The organism is Brevundimonas sp. (assembly GCF_036963785.1).
Taxonomy (GTDB): domain Bacteria; phylum Pseudomonadota; class Alphaproteobacteria; order Caulobacterales; family Caulobacteraceae; genus Brevundimonas.
The window spans coordinates 177,220-188,313 of the sequence record NZ_JBALUS010000002.1; the positions used below are offsets into that span (position 1 = coordinate 177,220).

Below are 11,094 nucleotides of genomic sequence, written 5' to 3' on the forward strand. Positions count from 1 at the left end.
ATCCCGGCGAAATGCCGAGGGTCAACCCGTCAGGACCTGATTCCGGGTCATCGGCTGGATCAGCCCGGCGGACGCCATTTTCCGGGAGGCTGCCAGACGGGGGCCTGTCCGCCGGGGGACAGGATCGACAACGGATCGCGGGCCGGGCTGGCCTGGGGCTTGGCCAGGATGGCGGACAGCGGCTGGGCCGGGGTCGGAGCGGGGGTGCCCTTTCCGGTCTGGGGATACAGCTCCGGATAGATGTGGGCGTCGGCCTTGCGCTTATCGAAGGTGTAGAAGGCCGGCATGGTGATGCGGCGGCCCTTCGTGACTTTCAGCACGCCGTGCTCATGGTGATAGCCGGCGCTGAACGCCACCAGCATGCCCCGCTGCGGCTTCAGCACCCGGTCCTTGGCGGTGAAGTACAGCTCGCCGCCCTCATAGTCGTCGTTCAGATAGACGATGCTGGAGAAATCGCGCCACGGGGTGCTGTGGGCCGTCCCGTCGGGATTGCTGTTGTCCGTATGGGGCGGCAGGCACGAGCCCTGCTCCCAGATGTTCAGCTGCACCGTGTCGGTCCACAGCGGCCGGGTCAGGGCATAGAATTCGCCGAGCATGGCGGTGGCCCGCTTCTGGAAGCCCCCCATGATCTCTGCTGCCGAGGCGTCATTGCCCGCGACATCACCCATGTAGACGATCCGGCCTTCCCAGAAGTCGATGCCGATCCGGCGGTGCTTCACCAGGCCGTGCAGGCGGTCGAACATAACCAGCAGGCGGTCACATTCCGCCGGCGTGAGAAAGTCCGGGACGATGATGAAATCCTGGTCGCCATACTGTTCCGGCGTGATCGGCGCTGTGGCCGCCGACGGGGTCAGAACGCCATCGACGACGCGCCTGCGGCCCGCGTAGTTAGCCTCGGTCTGACCGGGATCGATGGTCGCCATCCGGCTGTCCGACGCCCACGCCCTGCGATCCACGCGTTACACTCCTTCGGCGATTTCAAAGCCTTCTTCGGGCACCGTGCATTGCAAACGAGAACATATCAAGCGGCTGGATCCCGTTCGCCTCTCCAGCAAGCCGGGGGTGGCGTCAGCCCTCGCAGCGCGCCTGCGTAAGGTCTTCCGCGGCCCTGAATCGGGCGCGAACCGGCTGATGGTCCGAGTGACGAAATCCCATCTCCACGCCAGCCACGGACACGACGTCGACGCCCGGAGAGACGATGAAGCCGTCGATCACCGTCGTGTAGTTTTCGCCGGGCCGGTAGGCCCGCTCGTTTGTGCGGACAGAGGGCGCCGCGCCATCAGCGACCACGCGCCAGCCCTCGGGCAGAACTGCGGGATCGAAGTCGTGGATCCAGCTCAGGTACTCATCTTCTGTTGTGTGCGGGAAGCTGGTGGCCACCAGTCGGAGGTTGAAGTCTCCGCCCAGCACCACGCGATAGCCGCGGGCCTGCGCGGCTACGGCGCGCTCCAGAAGCGTCGCCACCTGACGTTTGCGCAGGGCTCCCCCTTCATCAAAGGCCGAGGTGTGCACATTGACCATGACCCAACACCCGCCGGGACCGTCGACATAGGTCGCCAGTGCGCCATAGCGCCGTCGGATCAGACCGTCGTACGGGTCACCGTCGCTGGGCATGGGCCAGATTTCCGATCGCACCCGCCCGTGCCGCACATAGGTCGCCATGCCGTTGCTGATCCGCAGCGGGGGCGGCAGGTAACGGGTACGGAAGTCGTCGTGAAACTGGGCCTCATAGTCCGCCAGCGCCCGGTCCGTGCGCCCCTTCAGATCGGTCCAGTAGTTGACGACGCTGGCCCGCGCATTTTCCTGCGTCAGGATCACGTCGGCGCCGCTGTCGCCCAGCCAGGTGGCGATCGCATCGGCGGACTCGCGCGTCGTGCCCGGCCCGGGGGGCAGCCAGGATTGCCCGCCGTCCGCGAAGAAATCCGATCCGCGGCCCAGCCCGCTATAGCCCAGATTCCAGGTGATGACGCTGATCGTGTCCATGGACTGTGGCCACTCCGGGCGGGCGGGAAAGGAACGCGGCGTAGCGTCTTTCATCGGCGCCGAACAGGCATGCACGGCAAACAAGCCGACGCAGGAGGCCAATACGATTGCCAGCGCGGCCCTAACCCGCATTGGGCCGGAACCGCGCACTGGGGAGGCGCACCGGCGCGGCCGCTTCCTTCTTGTCCGAAATTTTGTCGAGCGCGAACTGCACGCCCCAGGCCAGGATGGCAAAGCCACCCCCTTCGCCCGCGATCATCCGGACGAAGCCGAACAGATTGATGGAATTGGCCAGCGCGGTCACCATTTCGGCATGGCGCTGGGCGATTTCCCAGTCGCCGAGGGCGGGCGGCGGCGTGAAGGCACGGACATCGGCCAATACGCCCTCCATCAGGGCCTCGTACGATCCCATGTAGACCGCCAGGGCAAAGATGCCGATAATGGTGAGCGGCCCGTAAGTGAAGATGGCCGTCATAAGCACGGCTTCCCCCATGAACATGTGCTTCAGCGGCGTGAAATTGATCAGCATATTGATACCGATCAGCAGGCCGGCGAACACGAACAGCGGGTTGAACTGGCTCTGCAGCAGCTTGGCGGCCAGCGCGATCCGTCCGAAGCCCGTCTCCGCCAGCGTCATGGCCTCGACATAGCGGTCCTGCAGTCCGGCGCCCGGCTCAGCGCCCGAGAGGGCCGTCACCCGGGCCAGGTCGAAGATGTCCGCGATCACGCGCGCCTCGGCCTGGAAGGCCGCCCCGTCGCTCAGATACTGCGCCGCCAGCATCAGCAGGACCATCGCGCCCACGCCGAACAGACAGACGCTGTAGAAATTATAGGTGGCGTACGCTGCACGCAGGCGCTTGCAGTACACCGGCTTGCGCCCTTCCAGCACGGCGGCGCGGATGACCATGGTGGAATAGACCTGCACGACCCCCACCACGAGGAGCGTGGCCAGCATGGCCTGCCACCACCATCGCACCAGAAGGCCGACCAGCGAGATGTCGGGTGTGAAATAGGCGATGGCCAGACTGGCCGCGGCGGCCAGCGTCAGGATTACGGCCTCGCCGATCCAGCCTTCGACCCAGGCGCGCTGCGACGGCCGGCGTGCGTTCGGAACCACGATGCAGTGCCGCAGAACCCAGACCCGTCCGCTGCGCTGGTAGGAGGCGCGCAGCAGCGTCAGGGCGATGGCGTACACGACCCCGATCAGCAGGGCATCGGCGGCCAGTGAAGGCAATGGCGGGCTCCGTCAGCTTGTCCGCCGAACCTTAGCTATTTTTTCCGGAACTGGTCCAGAGAGACGACCTTGGGGCCGTCGTCGCCGGTGGAGGGTGGCGGGGTGGCGGGCTCGGCCGGGGCTTCCTCGACCTCGTCCTCGACCACCTCTTCAACCACGGTTTCGAACTGCAGCAGGAACTGCACCGACGGGTCGAAGAAGCGGGTGATGGCGCGATAGGGGACGGTCATCGCCTTGGGCACGCCACCGAAGCGCAACATGATGCTGAACTGGTCGGCATCGACCACCAGATCCTCATATTGATGCTGCAGCACCACGGTCATCTCTTCCGGATATTTCGCCACCACATCGGGCGGCAGCTGCACACCCGGCGCCCGGGTCTGGAAGGTGATGTAGAAATGGTGGCCGCCGGGCAGGCCCTCGGGCTCGGCCGCGCGTTCCAGCGCCGCACGGATCACGCCGCGCAGAGCATCCTGCGCCAGGCGTTCATAGTGCATTTCATCGACGGGAGGGGTCGGGTTGGTCATGCCTGCCTCTGTGAGGAACGCCTCCTGATAGCCCCGCAGGCCCATCAGCGGAAGGGGCGCCTTGCCCTCAATGCAGGAAAGCGCCGGGATTCTGTTGCCAGGCTCCCGACAGGCCCCGCCTGAAGATCTGAACCTCCAGGAGTTTAGTCTGGAATTACTGGAACCGCATTACGCGGCGACAGCGTATTCCCCAGCGAAGTTATCGTTCGCAGTTACAAAATGGCCCGATAACGATGGGCCAGTACGAGCGAAAGCAATCTTCTTTACACGTCCGTCGATGCTAGTCGGCCCCATACCTTCCGCCGATAACGCGGGGGAAAATGGTGGAGCCGCCGGGAATCGCACCCGGGTCCGGTCCGCTTATTACAAGCGCCTTTATCGCCATAGTCCGGGCGAACCCGGACACCCCCAATATAGGGGCGAAGGGATGAAAATCCAACAACCTGATGACGTCGCCCGTTTGCACTGGCCAGAGTTGCGGACGTGGGGCAATCATCAGCGGTCATTTTGTCGAGGAGCGTCCCCGTGTTCACCCGTCTTGCAATGATCGCCGTGGTCTTGGCACTCGGATCCGGACTCGCCGCCGCGCCCGCCCTCGCCCAGGACACGCCGAAGGCCACCCTGTCCGCCGCCGACCGCGCGGGCCTACACGCCCGGATCGATCAGATGAGTGCGATGGTCGATGCGGGCGAGTACTCGGCCATGGTCGAGTTCCTGCCGCCAAAGTTGATCCAGACAATCGCCGACACCTTTGGTGTCACGGCGGACGAGGCCCGCGAGGCCAGCCTTCTGGCCGTTGATGAAATCATGAGCGAGGTGACCATCCTGGTCTTCGACATCGACAGGGCCGGGGCCCGGACCTTCGTCACGCCGGACGGCAGCCGGCAATATGTCATCCTCGACCTCAACATGCTGCTGGAAAGCCAGGGCATCCGGGTCAAGGCCGTATCGCCCAACCTCGGCTTCAAGGACGAGGGCATCTGGTACATGATGGACGTCAACGATCCCGCCCAGGCCGAGTTCTTGCGCAAGGCCTATCCCGAGTTCGAGGGCGTGACGTTCGAGCCCGGCACCATGGACGTAATCGAGTAGGCCTTAGCGAGGGGGGAGGGCCGTCGTGGCCGTGATACAGGGTCCGTATCGTCTGCTTCTGGTTTATGGCGCCCTGAGCCTCGCGACCGTGGGGCTGGGATGCGTGATCTGCGCGCTGGCGGATGTGCCGGCCGCCTTGTGGGTGCGCAATCTGATCGCCTGGGGCGTGGTTCTGGCCGCCGCTCTCGGGCTCGCCGCCTTTGCCGGCAAGCGGACCGCGACCGTCCTGCTCGGACTATCTGCGGTGCTTGTGGCGGCCAGTCTGTTCGGCCCGGCGCAGCAGGGGGTTCACCGCTGGCTGGCGCTCGGGCCCCTGTCCATCAACCTTGCCCTCTTGATGCTGCCGATGGCCGTGGTCGCGCTGGACTGGACGCGGGAGCGCGCGACCAGCTGGGGGCTTGCCTTCACTATCTTGGGCTTGCTGGTGCTCCAGCCCGATGCCTCACAGGCGACGGCGCTCGCCGGGGCAATGGCCCTGATCGCGCTCACGACGCGGCGTTCGGCGCCTGTCCGGCTCGGCCTTGTCACGGTGGCCGCTGGGCTGGCCGCCTTCAGTTGGCTGAGACCCGATCCGCTGGCCCCCGTGCCCGAGGTCGAGGAGATTGTCGCACTGGCCTGGAGCATCACGCCGGTCCTGGCCGTTGCGGCCGTCGTCCTGATCGTCGCCACCTCGCTGGCTCCGATGCTCGGCACCCGGCTGGCGGGGGCGAGGCCCTTCGGCATAGCCGTGCCCCTGTCGGCGTACGTCCTGCTGACGGCCGGCATGACCCTCTTCGGGGCCTTCCCCATGCCCCTGCTGGGGATCGGCATGAGCCCCATTGTGGGCTTCTGGCTGGGCGTCGGCCTTCTGGCGGCTGAGGTCAGACCCGCTCCCAGTCCGGCATCTGGTTCCTGAACCAGGTCAGTTGGCGTTTGGCATAGTTGCGGGTGGCCTGACGCATCTGGTCCAGCGCCACCTCCCGCGAGGTCTCGCCGCGCAGGTGGGCCGCCAGTTCACGCACCCCGACCGCCTTCATGACCGGCAGGGCAGGGGACAGGCCCTTGTCCATCAGGGCCCGCACCTCATCCAGCGCGCCCCGCTCCAGCATGACGGCGCAGCGTGCGTCGCAGGCGGCGTAGAGGGCCTCGCGGTCGGGCATCAGCACTTGTCCGGTCCAGCTGCCGGGCGTCAGGACCGGGCGGGTGTCCGCCTGCCAGTCCGACAGGGCGCGTCCGGTGTGCGTGGCCACCGCCATGGCCCGGATCAACCGTTGCCGGTCATTGTCCTCGATCCGCGTGGCGGCCTCAGGGTCGACCGCAGCCAGCCGCTGTCGGAACGCCGCTTCGCCCACCCGGCCATAGTCCGCATCGATGCTATGCCGCACCCCGTCGGGCACCGACGGAATATCGGCCAGCCCCTTGGTCAGGGCGGTAAGGTACAGGCCCGTGCCCCCCACCAGCACGGCGGGCCGCCCGTCCAGTCCGGCCAGCAGGTCCTGCACCGCCCGCACCCAGCGCCCGACCGACCACGGGTCATCCCCCGCCGCCACGCCGTACAGCCGGTGCTCGGCCCGCGCCTCTTCGTCGGCATCCGGCCGGGCGCTGAGTACGCGCAGTTCGGCATACAGCTGCTGGCTGTCGGCATTGATGATCACCGCTCCGGTGCGCTCGGCCAGCTCAAGCGCCCGCGCCGACTTGCCCGACGCGGTCGGCCCCCCGATCAGGGTCAGTCTGGCAGCCTCGCCCTGGGACAAATGGAACCTCGCGCCGATGCGGTCAGGGGGATAGAAGGCCCGGTAAACCCCCTCGCGCGCCAAGGAGCAAGCCGTGCCCGACAGACAGGCCGTCATCGATCTGCTGAACCGCCTGACCGACCCGGTCACGGGCGGGGGCCTGATGGACGGCGGCAAGGTCAAGGGTCTGGTGGTCGCCGAGGATCGCGCGGGCTTTGTGCTCGAGGTCGATCAGGCCGAGGTCGCCCGCTATGCCCCCATCCGCGATCAGGCTGAGACCGCGCTCAAGGCCCTGCCGGGCATCACCCGTGTCTCGGTCATCCTGACCGCCGAGACGAGCCCGGCGCCGCCGCGGCGCACCGCCGGCCTGTCGAAAGAGGCGGTGGATCAGGGTCGCCCGAAGGCCCCGGTGCCCACCGACCGTCCCGACCATGTGCGCCGGGTGATCGCCGTCGGCAGCGGCAAGGGCGGGGTCGGCAAGTCGACCGTCGCCGTCAATCTGGCCGTGGCCCTGTCGCAGCAGGGGCTGCGCGTCGGCATCCTCGACGCTGACGTCTATGGCCCGTCCCTGCCGACCATGCTCGGCATCTCGGGCAAGCCCGACTATGTCGACGGCAAGATGGAGCCGCACCGGGCGCATGGCCTCGCTGCCATGTCGGTCGGCCTGCTGACCGAGGCCTCCGACGCCATGGTCTGGCGCGGGCCCATGGCCTCCCAGGCCCTGACCCAGATGCTGACCCAGACCCGCTGGGGCACCGAGGCCGCGCCCCTCGACGTTCTGGTCGTCGACCTGCCGCCCGGCACCGGCGACGTCCACCTCAGCCTGATCCAGAAGACGCCGCTGGACGGCGCGATCATCGTCACCACCCCGCAGGAGGTCGCCCTTGCCGATGCCCGCCGCGCCCACGCCCTGTTCGGCAAGGTCGGCACCCCGGTGATGGGCTTGGTCCAGACCATGAGCGGCGACATCTTCGGCACCGACGGCGGCCCTGCCGAGGCCGGGCGGCTGGGCATTCCGATGCTGGCCGACATCCCGCTGGACGCCGCCGTCCGCCGGGCGGGCGATTCCGGCACGCCGCTGCTGATCGCGGTGAGGGACGGCGAGGTGGCCGAGGCCTTCGCCGCGCTGGCCACAACGGTCGCCGCCGCCCTCAACCTCAGCGCCTGAAGAAAAAACCTCCCCATGGGTTTTCAAACGCAACCTTAATCGCCACCTTGGCGGTTCCAGTCCTATGAACCGCGAGCCTGCCATGTCCGTCGATGCCCTGTTCCAGCCGTTCCAGATCAAGTCGCTGAAACTGCCCAACCGCATCGTCATGGCGCCCATGACCCGGTCCTTCTCGCCGGGCGGAATCCCGACCGAGGACGTGGCCGGCTACTACCGCCGCCGCGCGGAGGGTGACGTCGGCCTGATCATCACCGAGGGCACGGTCGTCGAGCGCCCCGCCGCCCGCAATGACCCGAAGGTCCCGGTCTTCCACGGCGAGGCCCTGCCCGAATGGAAGAAGGTGGTGGACGAGGTCCACGCCGCCGGCGGCTTGATCGCGCCGCAAATCTGGCACGTCGGCTCGGCCCGCGGCCAGGGCGAGGACTGGAAGCCCCTCGGCAAGGTCGACAGCCCGTCCGGCATGACCACCCCCGGCAAGCGCAAGCTGGAGCCGATGACCGAGGAGGACATCGCCGACACCATCGCCGCCTTCGGTCGCTCGGCCCGTGCCGCCCGCGAGCTGGGCTTTGACGCGGTCGAGATCCACGGTGCCCACGGCTATCTGATCGACCAGTTCTTCTGGAGCGGCCTGAACGACCGCAATGACCGCTGGGGCGGCCCGACCATCGCCGATCGTGCCCGCTTCGGCGCCGAGGTGGTCAAGGCGGTGCGCGAGGGCATCGGCCCCGACATGCCCCTGATCCTGCGTCTGTCCCAGTGGAAGTCGCACGACTTCACAGCCAAGAACGCCCACACGCCCGACGAGCTGACCCAGTGGCTGACCCCGCTGTCGGACGCCGGCGTCGACGTCTTCCACGGCTCGCAGCGCCGCTTCTGGGAGCCCGAGTTCGAGGGCTCGGACCTGAATTTCGCCGGCTGGATCAAGAAGCTGACGGCCAAGCCGACCATCACCGTCGGCTCGGTCGGTCTGGACGGCGAGTTCATCGCGGCCTTCGGCGGCGCGGGCTCAAGGCCCGCCTCGCTGGACGGTCTGATCGCCCGGCTGGAGCGCGAGGAGTTCGATCTGGTCGCCGTGGGCCGGGCCCTGCTGGCTGATCCGTACTGGGTGCAGAAGATCCGCGACGGCCGTCACGACGAGCTCAAGGACTTCGAGCGCAGCGCGATGGCGACGCTCAGCTAGAAAGTGGCGAGTGCCGCGTGATGAGTGGCGTGTAAGACAGACGGCCGGACGTTCAGGCTTTCCTCGTCACTCGCCACTCGCCACTCGTCACTCACTCGGCTTCGACCACCACGACCGTGCCATAGGCGAGCACCTCGGTGATGCCCGGCATGATCTCGTTGGCGTCATAGCGCATGGCGAGGATGGCGTTGCCGCCCATGGCGCGCGCCTCCTCGATCAGGGCCTCATAGGCTTCCTTGCGGGCGCTCTCGGCCAGTTTGACATAGGCGCCGACGCGCCCGCCCACGATCGACTGCAGGCCGCCGAGGGCGTCCGACACGATGTTGCGCGAGCGTACGGTGATCCCGCGTCCCATGCCGACGACGCGCACCACGCGGTGGCCGGGCAGGTCATTGGTGGTGGCGACGATCATTTCGGTCTCCGGTCCAGGGTGCGAAACACATAGGGGTGGTCGTCCTTCTCGCCCGCATCATGCGCCTCGGACGCCACCTCGACAAAGGCCTCGTCGTCGAAGGCCGGAAAGTGGGTGTCGCCCTCGGGTTCGGCCTCGACCTCGGTGAGGTACAGCCGGTCGGCCCGGTCCATCACCGCCTCGTACAGCTGCGCCCCGCCGATCACGCAGATCTCGTCGACCCCGTCCTCGCGCGCCTGCTCGCGCGCCATCTCCAGCGCTTCCGGCAGGCTGGTACAGACGACCGCCCCCCTGGCCTCAAAGCTCTCGTCGCGGGTCAGGACCAGGTTCAGCCGGCCGGGCAGGGGTTTCAGCGGCAGGCTCTCCCACGTCGCCCGCCCCATCAGGCACGGCTTGCCCATCGTCACGGCCTTGAACCGCTGCAGGTCTCCCCGCAGCCGCCAGGGCAGATCGCCCTTCATCCCGATCACGCCATTCCGCGCGCGGGCCGCGACGAGGGACAGACGAGGGCGGATCATGCGGGGGCCTTCTCAAGCCAGTGCAGCCATTTGCGCTGCATCGCGGCTTCCAGATCGATGCCGGCGCTGTCGCAATAGATCAGCAGCATGCCCAGCACATCGGCGGCCTCATCGCCCAGCTTTGACGCGTCCGCCTCGCCCCGGGCCCGTCCGCTCATCCGCAGATGCTCGGCCGTCAGCTCGCCCAGCTCCTCCTGCAGCTTCAGCAGCGCCCAGTCGCGGTCGCGAGCGATCCCGTGCTCGGCCGCATAGATGTCGGAAATACGCAGGACGTCGGCCTGCAGGGCCTTGAGGTCCATCACACCGCGACCACGGCCTTGATGTGGGGCCAGGGGTCGTATCCCTCCAGCGTCACATCCGACAGCTCATAGGCGAACAGGTCGTCGCGCGGGGCCAGGGTCAGGGTGGGGAAGGGGCGCGGCGCCCGCGACAGCTGCTCCTCGGCCTGATCCATATGGTTCAGATACAGGTGCACATCCCCGAAACTATGGACGAATTCGCCGGGCTCCAGCCCCGTCGCCTGGGCGATCATCAGGGTCAGCAGCGCATAGCTGGCGATGTTGAACGGCACGCCGAGGAAGATGTCGGCCGAGCGCTGGTACAGCTGGCAGCTCAGCTTGCCGTCGGCGACGAAGAACTGGAACAGGCAGTGACAGGGCGGCAGGGCCATGTCGTCGACATCGGCCGGATTCCAGGCCGTGACGATGTGCCGGCGGCTGTTGGGATTGGTCCGGATGCTCTCGACCACCTTTTCGATCTGGTCGATCACCCGGCCGTCGGGCGCGGTCCAGCTGCGCCACTGCTTGCCATAGACCGGGCCCAGCTCGCCCTCGGCATCGGCCCATTCATCCCAGATGCGGACGCCGTTTTCCTTCAGCCAGCGGATGTTGGTCTCGCCGCGCAGGAACCACAGCAGTTCGACGATGATCGAGCGGGTGTGCAGCTTCTTGGTCGTCAGAAGCGGAAACCCCTTCGACAGATCGAACCGGATCTGCCGCCCGAATACGCCCAGGGTGCCGGTGCCCGTGCGGTCCCCGCGCTGGACGCCATTGTCCAGAATGTCCCGCAGCAGGTTCAGATACTGATATTCGGGATGCGCCGGATCGGCCGCCGGTCCGGCATGGTCGGTCAGGATCGGGGCGAGCGCGTTCATCCCGCCACTTTGACGCTGATTCGCGAAACGCCAATGCGTGGCGGTGGATAGCTTGCCCACCCACCTGTGGACTCAGTCGCGCCGGCGTCTCCTCCCTGCCGCGCAGCGGTGGGGA

13 protein-coding genes and 1 other RNA gene are annotated in these 11,094 nt (G+C 67.3%); 4 read left to right on the forward strand and 10 right to left on the reverse strand.

Annotated elements, in window-relative coordinates:
* Positions 1–59: 59 nt before the first annotated feature.
* The 5 genes from V7672_RS04395 to ssrA all read right to left on the reverse strand — a co-directional run bounded on the left by V7672_RS04395 (position 60) and on the right by ssrA (position 4,187).
* Positions 60–956, reverse strand: a complete 897-nt coding sequence (locus tag V7672_RS04395; RefSeq protein ID WP_335623481.1) for a 2OG-Fe(II) oxygenase — start codon at positions 954–956, stop codon at positions 60–62.
* Positions 957–1,068: 112 nt separating this feature from the next.
* A complete protein-coding gene (locus V7672_RS04400; RefSeq protein ID WP_335623482.1) occupies positions 1,069–1,983 on the reverse strand; it encodes an endonuclease/exonuclease/phosphatase family protein in 915 nt (304 codons plus the stop codon).
* A 121-nt stretch (positions 1,984–2,104) separates the two neighbouring features.
* The gene (locus V7672_RS04405; RefSeq protein WP_335623483.1) at positions 2,105–3,217 is read right to left on the reverse strand and encodes a hypothetical protein; all 1,113 of its coding nucleotides are present in this window, start codon (positions 3,215–3,217) and stop codon (positions 2,105–2,107) included.
* A gap of 35 nt (positions 3,218–3,252) precedes the next feature.
* Entirely contained in the window at positions 3,253–3,744 is a 492-nt protein-coding gene (locus V7672_RS04410) for an SspB family protein (protein WP_335623484.1), read from the reverse strand.
* A gap of 79 nt (positions 3,745–3,823) precedes the next feature.
* Positions 3,824–4,187: a transfer-messenger RNA gene (gene ssrA, locus V7672_RS04415) on the reverse strand.
* Positions 4,188–4,269: 82 nt separating this feature from the next.
* Here ssrA and V7672_RS04420 point away from each other — a divergent pair.
* Both V7672_RS04420 and V7672_RS04425 read left to right on the forward strand, forming a co-directional pair.
* On the forward strand, positions 4,270–4,836 hold the full coding sequence (locus tag V7672_RS04420; RefSeq protein ID WP_335623485.1) for a hypothetical protein: 567 nt from the start codon (positions 4,270–4,272) through the stop codon (positions 4,834–4,836).
* Between the two features lie 25 nt (positions 4,837–4,861).
* Complete coding sequence (locus V7672_RS04425; RefSeq protein WP_335623486.1) at positions 4,862–5,731, forward strand: hypothetical protein; 870 nt, start codon at positions 4,862–4,864, stop codon at positions 5,729–5,731.
* On the opposite strand, the gene miaA is transcribed toward V7672_RS04425, so the two are convergent.
* On the reverse strand, positions 5,697–6,665 hold the full coding sequence (gene miaA / locus V7672_RS04430; protein WP_335623487.1) for a tRNA (adenosine(37)-N6)-dimethylallyltransferase MiaA: 969 nt from the start codon (positions 6,663–6,665) through the stop codon (positions 5,697–5,699). The genes V7672_RS04425 and miaA overlap by 35 nt on opposite strands.
* Here miaA and V7672_RS04435 point away from each other — a divergent pair.
* Entirely contained in the window at positions 6,643–7,716 is a 1,074-nt protein-coding gene (locus V7672_RS04435) for an Mrp/NBP35 family ATP-binding protein (RefSeq protein WP_335623488.1), read from the forward strand. The two genes, miaA and V7672_RS04435, sit on opposite strands and share 23 nt — an antisense overlap.
* 82 nt (positions 7,717–7,798) lie before the next feature.
* The gene (locus V7672_RS04440; protein ID WP_335623489.1) at positions 7,799–8,896 is read left to right on the forward strand and encodes an NADH:flavin oxidoreductase; all 1,098 of its coding nucleotides are present in this window, start codon (positions 7,799–7,801) and stop codon (positions 8,894–8,896) included.
* 91 nt (positions 8,897–8,987) lie between these two features.
* Here V7672_RS04440 and V7672_RS04445 read toward each other — a convergent pair whose 3' ends face one another.
* The 4 genes from V7672_RS04445 to V7672_RS04460 are packed head-to-tail and all read right to left on the reverse strand — an operon-like array spanning position 8,988 to position 10,979.
* Positions 8,988–9,308, reverse strand: coding sequence for a YbjQ family protein (locus V7672_RS04445; RefSeq protein WP_335623490.1), 321 nt, complete (start codon positions 9,306–9,308; stop codon positions 8,988–8,990).
* A complete protein-coding gene (locus V7672_RS04450; RefSeq protein WP_335623491.1) occupies positions 9,305–9,826 on the reverse strand; it encodes a dihydrofolate reductase in 522 nt (173 codons plus the stop codon). The genes V7672_RS04445 and V7672_RS04450 overlap by 4 nt, the downstream gene beginning before the upstream one ends.
* The gene (locus tag V7672_RS04455) at positions 9,823–10,125 is read right to left on the reverse strand and encodes a phosphoribosyl-ATP pyrophosphohydrolase (RefSeq protein ID WP_335623492.1); all 303 of its coding nucleotides are present in this window, start codon (positions 10,123–10,125) and stop codon (positions 9,823–9,825) included. Before V7672_RS04455 ends, V7672_RS04450 begins: the two co-directional genes overlap by 4 nt.
* A complete protein-coding gene (locus V7672_RS04460) occupies positions 10,125–10,979 on the reverse strand; it encodes a thymidylate synthase (RefSeq protein WP_335623493.1) in 855 nt (284 codons plus the stop codon). The genes V7672_RS04455 and V7672_RS04460 overlap by 1 nt, the downstream gene beginning before the upstream one ends.
* Positions 10,980–11,094: the final 115 nt, after the last annotated feature.